The 15,662-nt window shown below is 47.9% G+C and carries 17 protein-coding genes, 1 other RNA gene and 1 pseudogene; 11 read left to right on the top strand and 8 right to left on the bottom strand.

Features of this window, described 5'->3' with window-relative positions:
- Nucleotides 1-84: 84 nt before the first annotated feature.
- From EZMO1_RS22915 to EZMO1_RS22900, 4 genes are all read left to right on the top strand, one after another.
- Nucleotides 85-927 (top strand): DUF6387 family protein, encoded by an 843-nt coding sequence (locus tag EZMO1_RS22915; protein ID WP_145912710.1) that lies wholly within the window; start codon nt 85-87, stop codon nt 925-927.
- A 97-nt stretch (nt 928-1,024) separates the two neighbouring features.
- Complete coding sequence (locus EZMO1_RS22910; RefSeq protein ID WP_034877961.1) at nt 1,025-1,231, top strand: helix-turn-helix transcriptional regulator; 207 nt, start codon at nt 1,025-1,027, stop codon at nt 1,229-1,231.
- Between the two features lie 12 nt (nt 1,232-1,243).
- Nucleotides 1,244-1,726, top strand: coding sequence for a hypothetical protein (locus tag EZMO1_RS22905; protein ID WP_051790406.1), 483 nt, complete (start codon nt 1,244-1,246; stop codon nt 1,724-1,726).
- A 213-nt stretch (nt 1,727-1,939) separates the two neighbouring features.
- Nucleotides 1,940-2,125 carry a helix-turn-helix transcriptional regulator gene (locus EZMO1_RS22900; protein ID WP_034877962.1) on the top strand — a complete coding sequence of 62 codons (186 nt, stop codon included), beginning with the start codon at nt 1,940-1,942 and terminating at the stop codon, nt 2,123-2,125.
- Nucleotides 2,126-2,172: 47 nt separating this feature from the next.
- On the opposite strand, the gene EZMO1_RS22895 is transcribed toward EZMO1_RS22900, so the two are convergent.
- From EZMO1_RS22895 to EZMO1_RS22880, 4 genes are all read right to left on the bottom strand, one after another.
- Complete coding sequence (locus EZMO1_RS22895) at nt 2,173-3,573, bottom strand: tyrosine-type recombinase/integrase (RefSeq protein WP_034877963.1); 1,401 nt, start codon at nt 3,571-3,573, stop codon at nt 2,173-2,175.
- 262 nt (nt 3,574-3,835) lie between these two features.
- Nucleotides 3,836-4,014: non-coding RNA, 6S RNA (gene ssrS / locus EZMO1_RS22890), on the bottom strand.
- Between the two features lie 142 nt (nt 4,015-4,156).
- A complete protein-coding gene (locus EZMO1_RS22885; RefSeq protein ID WP_034877964.1) occupies nt 4,157-4,462 on the bottom strand; it encodes a cell division protein ZapA in 306 nt (101 codons plus the stop codon).
- 2 nt (nt 4,463-4,464) lie between these two features.
- A complete protein-coding gene (locus tag EZMO1_RS22880; RefSeq protein WP_034877965.1) occupies nt 4,465-4,668 on the bottom strand; it encodes a TIGR02449 family protein in 204 nt (67 codons plus the stop codon).
- A gap of 172 nt (nt 4,669-4,840) precedes the next feature.
- Between EZMO1_RS22880 and EZMO1_RS28355 the strand changes: the two are divergent.
- Nucleotides 4,841-4,939: pseudogene (locus tag EZMO1_RS28355) on the top strand (helix-turn-helix domain-containing protein); the annotation flags it as partial.
- A gap of 324 nt (nt 4,940-5,263) precedes the next feature.
- Here EZMO1_RS28355 and lsrF read toward each other — a convergent pair.
- The 4 genes from lsrF to EZMO1_RS22855 are packed head-to-tail and all read right to left on the bottom strand — an operon-like array spanning nt 5,264 to nt 8,182.
- Nucleotides 5,264-6,148: a 3-hydroxy-5-phosphonooxypentane-2,4-dione thiolase gene (gene lsrF / locus EZMO1_RS22870; RefSeq protein ID WP_034877967.1), complete on the bottom strand. Its 885-nt coding sequence runs from the start codon at nt 6,146-6,148 to the stop codon at nt 5,264-5,266.
- On the bottom strand, nt 6,141-6,788 hold the full coding sequence (gene dhaL, locus EZMO1_RS22865; RefSeq protein WP_061509733.1) for a dihydroxyacetone kinase subunit DhaL: 648 nt from the start codon (nt 6,786-6,788) through the stop codon (nt 6,141-6,143). Before dhaL ends, lsrF begins: the two co-directional genes overlap by 8 nt.
- Before the next feature lie 55 nt (nt 6,789-6,843).
- Nucleotides 6,844-7,839, bottom strand: coding sequence for a dihydroxyacetone kinase subunit DhaK (locus EZMO1_RS22860; protein ID WP_222842158.1), 996 nt, complete (start codon nt 7,837-7,839; stop codon nt 6,844-6,846).
- Nucleotides 7,840-7,861: 22 nt separating this feature from the next.
- The gene (locus tag EZMO1_RS22855; RefSeq protein ID WP_034877969.1) at nt 7,862-8,182 is read right to left on the bottom strand and encodes a VOC family protein; all 321 of its coding nucleotides are present in this window, start codon (nt 8,180-8,182) and stop codon (nt 7,862-7,864) included.
- A 424-nt stretch (nt 8,183-8,606) separates the two neighbouring features.
- Here EZMO1_RS22855 and EZMO1_RS22850 point away from each other — a divergent pair, with 424 nt between their 5' ends.
- The 6 genes from EZMO1_RS22850 to EZMO1_RS22820 all read left to right on the top strand — a co-directional run bounded on the left by EZMO1_RS22850 (nt 8,607) and on the right by EZMO1_RS22820 (nt 15,402).
- A complete protein-coding gene (locus EZMO1_RS22850; RefSeq protein WP_034877970.1) occupies nt 8,607-8,927 on the top strand; it encodes a C2 domain-containing protein in 321 nt (106 codons plus the stop codon).
- Nucleotides 8,928-9,034: 107 nt separating this feature from the next.
- Complete coding sequence (locus tag EZMO1_RS22845) at nt 9,035-9,619, top strand: UPF0149 family protein (RefSeq protein ID WP_034877971.1); 585 nt, start codon at nt 9,035-9,037, stop codon at nt 9,617-9,619.
- 105 nt (nt 9,620-9,724) lie between these two features.
- A complete protein-coding gene (ubiH, locus tag EZMO1_RS22840) occupies nt 9,725-10,954 on the top strand; it encodes a 2-octaprenyl-6-methoxyphenyl hydroxylase (protein ID WP_034878704.1) in 1,230 nt (409 codons plus the stop codon).
- Between the two features lie 26 nt (nt 10,955-10,980).
- Nucleotides 10,981-12,174, top strand: coding sequence for a UbiH/UbiF/VisC/COQ6 family ubiquinone biosynthesis hydroxylase (locus EZMO1_RS22835; protein WP_034877972.1), 1,194 nt, complete (start codon nt 10,981-10,983; stop codon nt 12,172-12,174).
- Between the two features lie 93 nt (nt 12,175-12,267).
- A protein-coding gene (locus EZMO1_RS25955) for an ISNCY family transposase (protein ID WP_244886717.1) occupies nt 12,268-13,691 on the top strand; the annotation gives its coding sequence in 2 pieces (ribosomal slippage) (nt 12,268-12,712 and nt 12,712-13,691; 1,425 coding nt in all).
- Nucleotides 13,692-14,001: 310 nt separating this feature from the next.
- Nucleotides 14,002-15,402 (top strand): IS1380 family transposase, encoded by a 1,401-nt coding sequence (locus EZMO1_RS22820; protein ID WP_034873155.1) that lies wholly within the window; start codon nt 14,002-14,004, stop codon nt 15,400-15,402.
- Nucleotides 15,403-15,662: the final 260 nt, after the last annotated feature.

Below are 15,662 nucleotides of genomic sequence, written 5' to 3'. Positions count from 1 at the left end.
TAACCTTTTTGAAACCGTTAGAGCTGGTTGTTCTTCAAGGTGATGTGGGGCATATTTCCATTGTCGTTTATATGGGGCGTTGTAATGTCAAAAATAAAAAAGCTTCCCGAATGGTTTTCTTTGGAAAAATATAAAGGTACCGAACACCTGAAGCCCAGAGAATGGGGGATAGAGTTTATGCACCGCCATCGAATCAGGGAGCAGTATTCTAGCCAAAGCTCGTTATTTGAAGAGTTGCAAAGCTGCCCATTTCATTCCAGGAGGCTTAGTGTCGGAAGTGAGTCGCAAAAACAATCAAATGATTTTTTCTCGTCGCTTCATGCGGGGAAGCCTGTTACAAACCACGGCATACCAGAGTATGAGGGCATACCGGTAATATTTGATCGTGAAGAGCAATCTCTCATTGCAGGGATTGATAATGGCAGGGGAGTGATTAGCCCAGCCACATTTGGAGACATATTTTTCAATTTGGAAGATGACGCTGATATAGAAGATATGTTTCATGATATGGGTGTCTGGTTTGAGCGCATAGATGATCGCCCGAAGCGGCGAAGGGATAAAAGTGTCGGCTATGTGAGAGTTGATTTTGCTGCTACAAACGCACTGATAAAATCAGACCTTGATAGCATCATTCATTTCTATCGGGATCAATTAAATCTACCGGAACCGACCAAGCTGATGACAGAGTCGAAGATCCGGTTGTTTCACCAGCATCGGATCTTGGCAGTTCTGGATTTACGTTTATGGGCTGAGATTCGAGGAACTTCTATACCCCTAGAGTTGATCGGTGAGACGGTCTTTTCCGACCGGGCATGGGATGACGTTGGTGATAATGTCCGTAAGACCGTAAACCGATTAGAGAATCTGGCAAAGAATCCTGCATATATTAAAACGCTGCTTAACTATGAATTTTTGGATAAGAAGTAACCGGAATGTTTTTCGTTAAAAAATCTTCCTGTTTATTATCGTAGGTCATGAATACGATGATTCTTGCAACGTAACAAAACAGCAGGAGTCATCATTAATGACCACTAAAACGCCACCCCGCTATATCCGCAAAGGACGGGTTGTTGAAATAACCAGCCTGTCCCCTTCCACCATAGAGCGCATGATCAAACGGGGGGAATTTCCAGCCCCAACAAAACTGTCGTCTGCTTCCCGTATCAATGTCTGGTTGGAGGACGTTGTGCATCAGTGGATGGAAGAACAGGTTGCAGGATCGGATCAATAAGGGGGAGAGGCAATGGATCGCCTTAAAGTAAAAGGCAGGAGAAGCAGTGGCAAATTTGTCCGTTTACCACATGAATTGATCAACAGTCCTAACTTCAGGATGTTAAGTGGCAATGCCGTTAAGTTGTTGGTGCAGATGATGGATCAATTTCGATTTGGTAAAGGCAAAGGCATCACCAACAACGGAGACCTCTGCGCGAGCTGGTCGATTATGGAGAAGCAAGGGTGGAAATCCAAGGGCACTTTGCAGCGTGCCAGAGATGAGCTGCTTCATTATGGTTTCATTGAGCTGACTCGTTTGGGGCATGCATTTACAAGAGGTTGGCCTAATCTCTATGCCGTAACGCTTTATGCTATTGATGAGTGTGGCGGCAAACTGGAGGTAGGTGAAACCAGAGTGCCGTCCGGCCTATGGAAGAAAGAAGTGCCACGCTATAAACCACCTGAAAATAAAAGTCGCAAGGCAAAGGTGCCATTGAGTGTTGGTAATCACTGAATAATAAAAATGCTTGCCCGAAATACGGGTCAGTGTGAGTACGAAATCAGGTCTTTAATTCTGGGATTGGTTGAAAAATAAACTAAATAAAGACCGGAATGCGTACTGTAAATCAGCCATTTTCGATAATCACTGACCCGAAATTCAGGCTACTTCTCAGATCTACCATCGGTAGGTATGTGTTTGACCATTTAAGGCTTAGGAAGCGTCATAATGGACTATGAACTGATTAACATTGATGAGGTGTTGAAAATGACCACCTTGTCCAGAGCGACCATTTATCGGTTGATCAAGCAGAAACAATTTCCGGAGGGGTACATCATTGCTTCAAAAAGGCGAGTATGGAAGCGGGATGATGTGAGTCGTGCTATTGAGTCGATGCTGACGGGGTTGGGTTGACCAGTGTGGTCAACCTTTACCTTTCTCACCTTGTTCAACTCCCATCATTACCCGTCCTCAAAAATCGTAAACGTATCAATGATCCGGTCATTGAATTTGAAAGTGGCATAAATGTCTTTCAGTTCACGGCTGGGTCTTTGTTCTTCAAAGTAGACGGCATAGGTTTCATCTTTATCGCAGATAAAGTCAATGAAGTCGGCCCACATCTGAAACGCGGTTCTCATCACATGAATCTGTTTGGCCTGATTGTAGGTCTTGCTCATGCCCTTGCGGCTGTGCCCGGTCATAGCGGTGGTAATGAACTCGCTGACGCCGAGGTTGGTGAGATTGGTTTCCAGTGTACGTCGCAGGTCATGATTGGTTCGGTTGGTAATGCCATAGTGCTCGCGGTAGGTCTTTATCTCGTTATTGTAATACCGGGCACTGGATGAACCCTCTTGAATGCGTTGCCATTGTTGATCAGTGAATTCAGTTTTTTTGCTGCCAAATACATGCTTGTGATTGCCGTACTGTTCAATAGCCGTGCGTATTGTTGCCATCAGCTGTCTGGACATTGGGATGATAAAGGGCGTTTTTTCCTCATCATCTTTGAGCATGTTCTGGTTCTTGACTCGTTCTGGGGGAATGGTCCAGTTACCGTTGTCGAAGTTGAATTCGTTAATCTCGGCTTCCAGTACTTGTGTTCGGCGTGTACCCGACAGGATCAGAGCTTTCTGGATAAGATAAAAGTCGTTCTTGATGGGGTAGCCATCGGGGTTGATCAACAGGGTTCTTAGCTCGTACATCGGATAGTAGGACGTGCGAACTTTTCGTTTCTGCTTTGGTACGTAAGGTTGGAATGGATTGGTCTTGCATTTGAACTGGGTAATGCCCCAGCGATACATCGAGGTGCTGAAGCGGATGGTATCGAAAATGGTTCGGTCTTTCTGGTTGCTCTCGCGCAGTTGGGTGATGAGCTGTTTGATTTCTTCAGCGGGAATCCGGTCTGCGGGAAGATGCCCCAGCACCGGCTCGACGTGTTTTTTTATCCGGTTGTAAGGACGTGGGCCGATATTGTTTTTTTCGATGTGTCCTTTGAAGTAGTCTGCCACCAGGTCCGACAGCGTGTATTCCTTGTGGAGTGGGACAAAGTCGGCGGCGTCTTTAACAACTTCCTTAATGATCCGGTTCAGCACAGCGGGGTCTTTGATATCGTACCCATTCTTTCTGGCGGACTTTGCGGACAGATGTATGCGGCGGGCATCAGCCAATGATCGGTCAGGGTAGTCGCCGTACTCAATTCTGGACTGTTGTTTGTTGCGATGCTGATCGACGTATCGCCAGCAGAAGGTCTTTCTGCCTGAAGGGAAAATCCGGCATACCACGCCTGTGGCATCAACCAGAGTGGTTTCCTTGCTTTCAGGCTTTTTGTTTCTGACGTCGGCGTCCGACAAATGCTTCTTTGCCATTGTTGTGACTTCTTATTCTTCGTTATCGGGTCAGTCAATATATGCCAGCTTCTCCGTTGCTGCTGGGTAACGGGAGGAAAAGTTGGGCATGCATTTGGGCACTTTTATTTGCGCTGCCAAGTACTAAATGTACCTTAGTACTCAGTATGAGACGAGGGTATAAATCGAGCATGAGTTTGGGTGTTTGGCATTTAAGCCTTGTTTTTAGGGAGTTTTTGTAGAATCTGAGAGGGAATAAGACGACATGAACTGAATGATTGTAAGCCTCCCCAAACTGCCGCTGCCACGTAAGCCCGTTGCTGTTAAGCAACGGTGGAAGTTGCTGTAGTGAATCGGGCTTTCCACTGCGAGGTGGACTTGCGCTCCAGCACCAACGAGGAACCTCCTGGTATGGTATTATCAGCCCGGGTCTTTAATGACTGGCAAACAGACCAGGGAGACTTGAGCCCGATTATATCGGTTATCGCGCTCAAGTCTGTAGGTTTTTTTTGCTATTGATTTATTTTTTAATAGTGCCTTAGGATGTAAGGAGGTGAGCTTTTCTGGTGAAGAATGTTCGCTGTTTGAGTCGGTCGGTCAAGAATTAGCTGTCAAGATTGGTCAAAGCCTGATCCAGCTTGCCCATCATATCCTGAATTTGTTGTTGTGCATCGGTGTTGTTTTCAAACTGACTATCTTTCATCTGCATTAACTCATAGCTCATGTTCAGAGCTGCCATCACAGCGATACGCTCCAGACCAATCACCTTGCCGCCCGACTTGATTTCTTTCATCTTGTCATGGAGATAATGTGCAGCTTTGTGCAGTGATGCTTCTTCTTCACGAGGACAACTGATGCGGTATTCTTTATCGAGAATTTTGACAGAAGTGGTCGAAGGGTTCTCAATCATGTTTATTGCTCCAATCCTCGTAATCGTTTGATCATGTCCTCGACCTCACCTCTCGCCTGATCTTTTGTTGACATCAAATAGGCACGTTCAAGCTGCCACTTGCGTTCCTCATTCCGCAGCAGCCTGTTTTCTTCCTTTAATTTATTACAGAGACTCACCAGATATTCTATTTTCTGGCTGAGCTCTGTTAAATTCGGGTCGTTCATAAAATCCAGCTGACCGTTTTATTCCCTCTACTATAGCGGCTAGGGAATAGCAGAACAATCCATCCTCTTGGCCTGCTACAAGATATTCGGAACTTTTATTGCCCCAAGCCAATAATTTTTTTTGCACGACAGGTTTATTATTTCTCCGGGAAGGACGACAGGGGATTCGGATATGAGTTACAGGCAGTTAACAGAACAAGATCGTATCACTATCTGGTCACTGAGAAGAGAGGGGAAAAGCCAGGCCGACATTGCCAGAAAACTGGGATGCCATCGCAGTACAATCAGTCGTGAACTCCGGCGGAACAATACGCTCAGTGGCTATGATGCCCGCTGTGCCCACCAACAGGCGGAAGAGCGACGACGTCACCACAGGGCAGCTGCAACACCTGATTTGGGAAACCTGCTGGGTATGCTGAGCACTCTGGGCTGGTCAAAAGAAAAGCAGAAAGAATTTATCTTGCGTCACCATCCGGAGCTGAAGCTGTCGGTTGAGCAGATGATGAGTCGTTAAGCAAAATAGCGGAATGGATTTCGAGTCAATCAACAATAGGGCGGAGGCTTTCACTCTGCCCTATTGTTGATCAATAGTTTTTTATTGACGAATGGATTGCTCGTAGCCGAACAGATCCCAGGCATGAGATGCAGTTTCACCATCATGAACAATGGCGTTGATGGCTTTCATCATGGCGATTGGGGAAGAGGATTGGAAAACATTCCTGCCCATATCAACACCGGCTGCACCATCACTAATACCTCTATAGACGGTTTCCAGAGCATCGCGCTCCGGTAGTTTTTTTCCGCCAGCAATAACGATAGGTACAGGGCATGCCGCGACGACTTTCTCAAAGTCTTCACAGTAATAGGTTTTGACAATATGCGCTCCCAGTTCTGCCAGAACCCGGGTGGCCAGCATAAAGTATCTGGGAGTGCGCTCCATCTCTTTGCCAACCGCAGTCACGGCCAGTGTAGGGATGCCATATTGATTACCGGAATCAATCACCCGAACAAGATTTTCAAGACTGGCGCATTCGTGTGGGGCGCCTACAAAGCACTGTACGGCCATCGCTGCTGCGTTCATTCGCAGTGCATCCTGCACGTCCACACCAATGACTTCCTGGCTCATGTCGTCTTTTAGTACCGTACTGCCTGCAGAGGAGCGCAGAATAACGGCTTTATTGTGGCTGGGAGATATGCACGTGCGTAAACCGCCCCGGGTGGCCATCAGTGCATCAGCAAAAGGTGCAATAGGTTCGATAGTGAGATCCAGGCGTTCCAGACCGGCGGTTGCTCCCATAATATAGCCATGATCAAAAGCCAGCATTACCGTTTTGCCAGACTCAGGCTGAAAAATTCGGGACAGGCGATCTTTCATGCCCCAGTCGCAATGTTCCATGCCTTTGACATGAAATAGCGAGCCTTCAGCGGGCTGATCTATGCCGTAATCCTTTGCCGACAGGTTACCTTCTTTGTCAGTCATACAACCCCCTGTGCTCGCAATAGTGATAGAAACCTTCAAAAATCAGGGCAATGCTGGTAGCTCCCGGGTCGGCTACGCCCAGTGCCCGCTCTTTGAGGTTTTTTGCCCGACCACGGGTAGGTAACATTTTTTTGCTGTCCTCTGCCCCCTGTCGTGCGGCAATGGATGACAATCTCATCGCCTGAAGGAAATCTCCGCCGCCCTTAATGGTTTCTTCAAAAGTTGATACTGCTGGAACTAAAGCATCCACCATGGTTTTTTCACCAACTCCGGCGCCACTGCCTGACAGCAGTGCGTCGGCTCCGTGCTTCAGCATCGCCGACATGCGCTCTTCGGCGGTCTGATCGGGCTCTATGCCTTTAGCCAGCCCGCTGAAAAACATGCCCATCAGCATACCGGCGGAGCCGCCGTCCTGACTCATAATGTTCCAGCCGATAGAGTCCAGCAGCGTTTTGGTGTCGTTTTCGGTATCGGTTTCCAATGTTTTACATAGAGAACTCATCACCCGTTTCATGGTGGTGCCATGATCACCGTCGCCTATTTGGGTATCCAGCTCATTCAGTTCCTGAATGCTCGACATCACATGGGCTGCTGCTGACTCCAGCATGCCGGTAATGTCCATGGTTGAGAGTATTTTCATGATTATTCTCTCCACAGACAGAAAAAGGCTCACAGGGAGCCTCTTTCTGTATTCCTTAACGATGAATCCAGTAGGGTGCGTCGCAGGGGGCTGCCCAAAGGGTTTTCATCTGGGTATCCATTCTTGCCAGACACATCTGGAAGCCTGACATTTCCTGCACCGTCAGGTATTCATCAATGGCACTGCACTGGATGGAGGCTTCTTTTTCCTTAATGGCAATGTGGCAGGCACGATTGACCAGAAACAGTTCCATCAGTGTGGTAGCACCCGTACCATTCAACATCAGCATCAACTCGTCGCCTTTCTGTACGTCGATTGCCGTGCATAAATGATTGAGCATGATTTCAGCGGTTTCATTGGCCGTCAGCAGCTTGCAGCGACCACCGCCACCTTCGCCATGCTGGCCCATTCCGATTTCCATTTCATCGTCAGCCAGTTCGGCAATGGCCAGACCGGATTGAGGGTGAGTCGCTGTTTTCATGGCAACGGCGAGTGTGGCGACCTGTTCGTTGAAACGTGAGGCAATGTCGTAGACCTCATCCAGACTCAGACCTGCTTCTGCCGCAGCGCCTGCAATCTTGTACAGAGGCACACAGCCAACCAGTCCGCGGCGATCTTTCCGGTCAGACTCCAGACCTGCGCTGATATCGTCCGTGGTGAGTAGCATGCGAACGTTCAGACCTTCACGCTTTGCCATTTCCATTGCCATGTTGGCCGCCATCACATCGCCTTCATGGTTGAGGACAACAAACAGTACGCCCGCTTCTCGGTTTGCCATTTTCAGAGCTTCAAATACTTTGGGAGCACCGGGAGCTGCAAAGATGTCACCTACCACGGAGTAGTCCAGCATGCCTTCACCTACAAAACCGCTAATGGCAGGTTCGTGGCCTGCGCCTCCCATGGAGACAATGGCTACTTTATGCTGAGGTTTCGGTGCAGCGCGGCAGACAATTTTTTCAGAAGCGATTTTAATTTTATCGGGAAACGCCAGACCAAAGCCTTCCAGTAATTCAGGCGTGAGATTTTCAGGATTGTTAATCAGCTTTTTCATGACCATGATGAAGTATTCCCTGTCAGTGTTTAATGATTTGCATTAATTCAACGGGCGCACCGTCTTCGATAACAAAAGCAATTTTTAAATTGTCTTTTGGCATCATGGGTTCCATGAGAATGTCAGCACCTTTTAGTGCTTCATCCAGATCATCGACTTCAAAAGCAACGTGCGGCATGTTTTGTAGCATTTGTGGCAGGGCGCAGTCTGGTTCGCAGCGTAACCACTCAACCCGGCTATCGCTTTGCTCAAAATCGGTAACGAAAAAGCCTCCCCCTTCATTGTGTGATTCGCCCGCATGAATGTCCGGGGTTGGAATACCAACATGACTGAAGGTTCTCATAGATTCCTCCTGCAGCGATTATGACGTCTGATGATTATTGTTATTGATGGTCAGCTGCTAATTTACTCTTAATGAAGTACTGTTTTTTGACTTGTATCATGAAATAGGCGAATCAAATATAAGTTTGAATTTTTCAAGTATTGGTTTAATGCAACAAATGCAACACGTATAGCATGTAAGTTTTTCTATTGAGTGTTGGTAATGGCAACTGCTGGTGCAGGACGAAAGCTTCTAATGTACGTTCGTTAGGTTTTCTTGCGAAGCCTCATTACTCATTTGCCGTGCAGTTCGGAAAATAGAACTTTTTATACGCAATCGAGCATTAAAGAGTTTAATTTTTATAATTTGAAGATGTATCAAATCATAAATTTGATATGAACGTACGTAAGAAGCTTTCGACCTGGTTTGCGATCAGCCTTTCGTGATGGCTGGGTGGGGTGGAGAAGCAACAACGCCTCGTATTATTTTTCATTCAGAATTTGGTCAAAATAAAGAAACAGACATTGAAGAGACTTTATGTCCGGTCTATTCGAGTAGCAAACACCCATTTGCATCGATTTTGCTGGCACATTTAGATAAAGCAGAAAAGCTTCCTCAAGAAATAAAGGGTAACGAGCATGGTAATCCATTTGTGAAGCTACTTTTTGTGAAGCTACTTTTTGTGAAGCTACTGGGTGGCGGTGGTTTTATACTCTTGCAAGCAGTATGTGCTTCAAAAATATATATGACGGGCAGTTTATTTTAATCACATTGGTCATGCTGAATGAATTTCAGTGTGTACTGACCAGTATGAAAGAGAAAAGATCACATTATCTGGTAAACTGCCTGCATTGATGTATCAGGTTTAGAGACATGTCTCATAGTGAAAGGGGTCAGAGCCCCATCCTTTTTGATGAACTGGCAGACCGTCTGGTGGAACTGGGCGGAGGCAGCCATCCTTCCGAGCTGCACGGCTTGCTGTGTGGCCTGCTGGCGGGTGGAGAGCGTCCGGGTGTGGAAGCCTGGCAACGGCAGGTAGCAGGAATGCTCGGTGATGAACCGCTGGATGAAGTCAGCCTGCAGCAGTTTGCAGTGATGTATGAAAGCACCCGTTCGCAACTGGAGCAGGGGGATTTTGGTATTCAGGTGCTCTTGCCAGACGATGAAGAAGCCATGGAACAAAGAACCGAAGCACTGGGATTATGGTGCCATGGCTTTCTGTCAGGCTTTGGCGAGAGTGCTGCCAACAAGAAGCTCAGCGACGATTTGAATGGTATTCTGCACGATTTTTCCGAAATCGCCCAGATTCAGGAATCGGACGAAAGTGATGAAACCGAGCGCTTCTTTTTGGAAGTGAGCGAATATGTGCGCATGGCACTGCTCAACGTCTTTGCTGAAATGAATGCCGATGAAGATGCTGGTAAGCAGACATCTGCTGAAACCGGCAGCTTGCACTAATAAACCATTAAATAATAAATACAAACAGCCCTGAGCCATCTTTTTCGAATACTATTTCGTATCAATAAAGAGTGTGTAATGTGTGGCTGGACAATCGGGGGAGATATGACGGAGAAGCAGTTCGATATCCTGATTATCGGAGGGGGGCTGGTTGGCACCAGTCTGTTATGTGCACTGGAACCGGTTATCAGGGCTAACCGGCTTAAAGTCGGGCTGGTTGAAAGTCACGATCTTGACGAACCAAGGGATTCTCCTCCCAGCTATGATGCTCGGGCTTCGGCGCTTTCATACGGCACACGTCTTATTTATGATCAGTTGGGTATCTGGCAAGACCTGTCTGATGACGCCACCCCTATTCTTGATATCCACGTTTCCGACAAGGGCCATTTTGGCCAGACTCATCTTAATCACCAGGCAGAAAATGTTCCGGCCCTGGGCTATGTCATCGAGAATTTTCGTCTTGGCAAGGTGCTGCTTGAACGATTAAAAGGTTTCCGTGATCAGCAATTGATTGAAGTACTCAGCCCAGCCGAGGTCACGGGCATGAAACCTTTGCCAGAAGCCCGTATGGCGGTTGAGGTAGCTGGAAGAGAAGGTCGCAGCGAAGTTCTGGCAAACCTGACCATTCTTGCCGATGGCGGTCGTTCACCGTTGCTGGACAAGCTGAAGATAAGCCGCAAACAGTTTGATTATCAGCAACACGCACTGGTCGCCAACGTCTCTCTGGATCGCTCCCATGCGGGCATTGCTTACGAACGGTTTGCCGGAGAAGGTCCGATGGCACTGTTGCCACTGAAAGGCACTGAAGCGGGTGATCATCGCTGCGGTATGGTCTGGACGGTACCTAACCGACAGATTAATGAGTATCTGGCTCTGGATGACCAGGCATTTCTGGATCAATTGCAACAGTTGTTTGGCTCTCGGGCAGGTCGGTTTATCCGGTTAGGACAGAGAAACAGTTATCCGTTGATATTAAACGTTGCCCGAGAGCAGGTGCGTCCCGGTCTGGTGGTTCTGGGGAATGCAGCACATGCCATGCACCCTGTTGCGGGGCAGGGGTACAATCTGGCCATTCGCGATACCATGGCACTGGTTGAATCCATTGATCATTCTCTGGCAGCAGGAAAATCGCCCGGCGAGCTAAGTCAGTTATTACAGTATGTTGAACGCCAGAAACGGGATCAGAATCTGACACTGGATTTCTGCGACAATCTGGTCAAGCTGTTTGCCCGAAAAGAAACCGGCGTGATTCTGGCTCGAAATCTTGGTCTGGCCGGATTAAATGTCAGTCGTCGTTTGAAAACCCGCTTTGCCCGAAAAGCCATGGGTCTTTGATCCTGTCAGGGAAGGAGTAGTTAGCCATGCAGAACTTCGATGTTGTGATTGTTGGTGGTGGAATGGTGGGCGCCGCTATGGCGTTAAGTCTGAGTGAAACCTCCCTGCGGGTGGCTGTTATTGATCAGCACAGTCTGAAGCCTGAACTCGTATCGGCTGACGAAAGTTATTCACCCAGAGTCAGTGCCCTTACGGATGCTTCGGTAAAACTGTTAAAAAATCTGGGAGTCTGGGACATCATGGTCTCCCAGAGAGTCTGCCCTTATCGGCATATGACCGTGTGGGATGGTGAAGGCACCGGAGAAATCTCCTTTGATGCGGATTCGGTGGGTTATCCACAGCTGGGTTACATTGTCGAGAATCCGGTGATTCGTCAGTCTTTGTTACAGGGGCTGGAAAGCACTGCTGTCGAGAGAATAGAAGCGACGGGCAGGTTGGCATTCAGACAACTTGAACACGGTTATGAAGTGTTGCCTGAAGACGGTGAGCCTTTGCAATGTCAGTTGCTGGTGGGGGCTGACGGTGCTGAGTCTGCAGTCCGGCAGTGGGCGGGTATCCCACAGTCGCAGAAGGATTGCCTGCATCACGCGATTGTTACGACGGTTGAAACTGAAAAAAAACATCAGGATACCGCGTGGCAAGTATTTCTGGACTCGGGTCCGTTAGCATTTCTGCCCCTGCCAGATCAGGGAGGCAAACATTATTGTTCGATTGTCTGGTCGTTGTTGCCCGAACGAGCGGATGAAGTGATGTTGCTTGATGATGCCGCATTCTGCCAAACGTTGGGCGAGGTGTTTGAGAATCGCCTGGGTCATGTTGTCAGTGCCGGTCAAAAGCATCGTTTTCCTCTAAAGCATCGACATGCCAAACACTACTTCAGGGATGGTGTCGTGTTAGTGGGGGATGCCTGTCACACCATTCACCCATTGGCAGGACAAGGTGTTAATCTGGGCTTTCAGGATGTGGAGGCATTGGCTAAAGAGTTAATTCGTGCCCATCGGCGTGGAGATGATTTCTCAGGCGCTCATATTCTGGGTCGTTATCAGCGTCAGCGTATAGCTGACAACATGGCTATGTTGGCAGCGATGGATGGTTTTCAGCATTTGTTTCATGCAGATGATATTGGTGTACGCTGGTTGCGAAATACCGGGTTAAACCTGGTTAATGATTCTCATTTTATTAAAGAGCTCATTATTAAACAGGCCATGGGCATTAACTAGTGCCTGTCCGAAAACCCACAAACACTTGAAAACAGCAGCCTGTAGCCCCATATAGTACTCGAAGATTTTCCAAAACAGGCTGTTTCCACATTTATGCGCCAAACCATCAACCCACAAATGCAGTTGGGCGAAGTTGATATCTCCGCCATCACGTTTAATCCCAAGTCCAGAGACGACATTCCCCGTCTGCTTCGGGGGCTGCAACATATCTGGATAACACCTGATCTGCGACACAGGGTTTTTCAGGTGCTTGAGAACATGATTCCTGCCAGTCGGCACAACGGTCGTCCCGGTATGGACCTCTGGAACATTCTGGTTTTCGGCACTCTGCGCCTTGTCACTAATTGTGACTATGACCGCTTGCAAGAGTTGGCTAATGAACATGGGACATTACGGAAAATGCTCGGTCACGGCCCATATTGTACCCATTCCTACCACATACAAACATTGCAGGATAACATCAGCCTCTTCACACCGGAGATACTGGATCAGATTAACCAGGTCACGGTGGATGCAGGTCACCAGCTGGTTAAAAAAAAGATGAGCCGCTACATGGCCGTGCCGATTCCTTCGTAGTCAAAACCGATGTCCATTTCCCCACGGATATCAGCCTTCTGAGCGACGCTTGCCGTAAAAGCATTGAGTTTGCATACGCTCTCTCCAATCAGTACCAGCTTCCGGGCTGGCGTCAGAGCAAATATCTTAAAGACCAGCATCGCAAACGCTACAACAAGGCTCGAAACCTGAAGCATTCCAGCGCAACCTGTGAACTGAAACAACAGCAGCGGCAGCACGACATTGAAATGGCTCACCTTGAGTACATAAAGTACAGCCTTTCAATTGTCCGCAAAGCTGAAACGACCTTGTCCTTGCTGTTGAAAAAACAACCGGATGAGCCAAGGCTGGAAAACCTCAAATACCACATAGCCCACAGCCGTCACCAGATAAACCTGATTTACCGACGGGTGATAGAACATGAGCAGATTCCCCATAATGAGAAGGTGTTCTCAATCTTTGAGCCTCATACAGAATGGATCAGCAAAGGCAAAGCCGGAACTCCGGTTGAACTGGGGTTACGGGTCTGCGTGTTGCAGGATCAGTTCGGTTTTACTTTGCATCATCAGGTCATGCAAAAACAAACAGACGACCAGGTTACAGTACCTATGGCCGAGGCTGCCAAAAAGCGGTTCCCGACATTAAGCCAGGTGAGCTACGACAAAGGCTTCTGGAGTCCGGGCAATCTTGAAAAGCTGGAAGTTCTTCTGGAGCATTCAGTTCTTCCCAAGAAAGGCAGGCTGTCAGCCAATGACAAAAAACGGGAATGCCACCCGGAATTTATCCGGGCAAGAAGGAAGCACTCAGCCGTTGAATCCGATATCAACGCACTGGAAGCGAATGGTCTCGACAAATGCCCGGATAAAGGGATAGAAGGCTTTGAGCGGTATGTCGCACTGGCTGTTGTCGCCAGCAACCTGAAGCGGTTGGGTAAAATTCTGCTGACCAGAGATCGTCAGTAGCCTTTCAGTCAGGCTCCCGTCAGTTTACTTTTGATCATGCCAAGCATGAGAGATTACTGTGCTCGTAGATAGTCGAATCAGGTTGTATTTTGAGCAGCGCAGTACAAAAAACATCCTTTGTTCGTCTGGTAACTGAAATCCAGCCGTTATCAACTTCTGTCGGCCAGGAACGACTGCCATTTTTCAGAGGTTTTCTGACAGGCACTAACTAGCCCGAATATTTCATAAAAGGAGGCAAGTTCCGCCCAATCACTTGATATAATTGGGTCGAACAAAAGAAAGCTTCGGAAGAAGCAAACCGGAACTTGCCATGCCCAAATCTACACAAGAACAGCTTCGTTTTCATCCCTCAAATGGAAAAACCATCCGGGCAGACTTCAATGGTGGGGAGTTATCTTCTGACTTTGGCACTCTGCTGCTACGGGAAACCATTCTGCAGAGCGGTCTTATCTGCAAAATGACTGATGCCATCAATGACAGACGCCATCAATCCTATATCGACCACTCCCTGAAAGAACTTCTGGTTCAGCGGGTTCTGCAAATGGCCTGCGGCTATGAAGATGCCAACGACAGTAACCGTTTGCGTAAAGACCCTATGTTCAAACTGGCCACTGGTCGCAATCCGTTGGACAGCGATAACCATCTCGCATCAGCGCCCACTTTTACCCGGCTGGGACAATCTATGACCCGCTCCGACATTTACAGGATGGCTGAAGCATTTGTGCATCACTTTATCAGCAGTTACAAGCTGCCACCTCCGGTGATCGTTATCGATCTTGATCATACACCGGCCATTACTCATGGTGGCCAGCAGATGAACCTGTTTAATGCCAAATATCAGGACTACTGCTACTTGCCCCTGATGATTTTTGAGGGACTCAGCGGCAAGCTGATTACGGCGATTCTTCGTCCGGGGAAAACCCCAACGGGCAAGGAAAATGCAGCCATTCTCGAACGGGTCATTCGGCTGCTTCGGAAAAAGTGGCCGAAAACCCATCTACTGGTTCGGGGAGACAGCCACTTCGCTCAACCAGAGTTAATGTGGGTGGTTCAGAATGCCCCTCATTCGGATTATGTCCTGGGCAAAGGTGCAGGCCACAAAACGGCTTTGCGGCCAAAAGCCAAAGAGTTGTTGGATGAAGCGCGTCAAGCTCTGAAGGTCAAGACTGAGCTGGCAAGACTGAACAACATGCCAGAACCTGATCGGCTCAGACTTTACGGGGAAGCAGAATACCAGGCCAAGAGCTGGAAAGGTCTCGATACCCGGATAATTTACAAGGCGGAGGTCAACCAAAAAGGCGACAACCCTCGTTTCATTGTGACGTCGATGAAGGAAGCTTCTCCAGAGGTAATTTATGAAGAGCTTTACTGTCCAAGAGGACAGGATGAGAACTTCATCAAACATCTGAAAAGTGATCTGTCCGGCGACAGATTGTCCGATCAGGGCTTTTTGGCTAACCATTTGAGAATGTTTTATGCCTGTGCCGCTTATGTTTTGCACTATGAGTTAAGAACCAAGACTTTGAAAGGTACGGAGCTGGAAAAAGCGCAGCCATCAACGGTGATCATGAAGCTCTGTAAAGTTGCAGTCAAAGTGGTTGAATATAAAGACCGAATTAAACTTCATCTGCCGCGTAGCTGCCCATTCAAGAGGCTTTTGCAGCATGTGACAGAAGTCTTTTACCAGATGCCGATACTTCGACCTGGGTAGCAACTTTCATAAGACTCAATCAAGGTACATAGCAACCAGATGAAAGAGCCTTGGGGCTTTCCGTTATCCTGAAATAGCAGGATTCGTTGATTAGCGTCTAATCTGTAAGCAAGTATGGGCTGCAATGTCTTTCACATGGTTAACAGAGCAACAGGCTTGCGGAAAAGTCCAAAATTAAGAGGATGGGATGGTAGTTGCTGCTTGTTTATGAAATATCCGGGCTAGTACCAATTCCACTTTCTAATTATGAATTGCGCAGC

It is taken from the genome of Endozoicomonas montiporae CL-33 (assembly GCF_001583435.1).
Taxonomy (GTDB): Bacteria; Pseudomonadota; Gammaproteobacteria; order Pseudomonadales; family Endozoicomonadaceae; genus Endozoicomonas_A; species Endozoicomonas_A montiporae.
The sequence above is the reverse complement of the archived record's forward strand: the minus strand, read 5'-3'. Positions and strand labels throughout refer to the sequence as shown.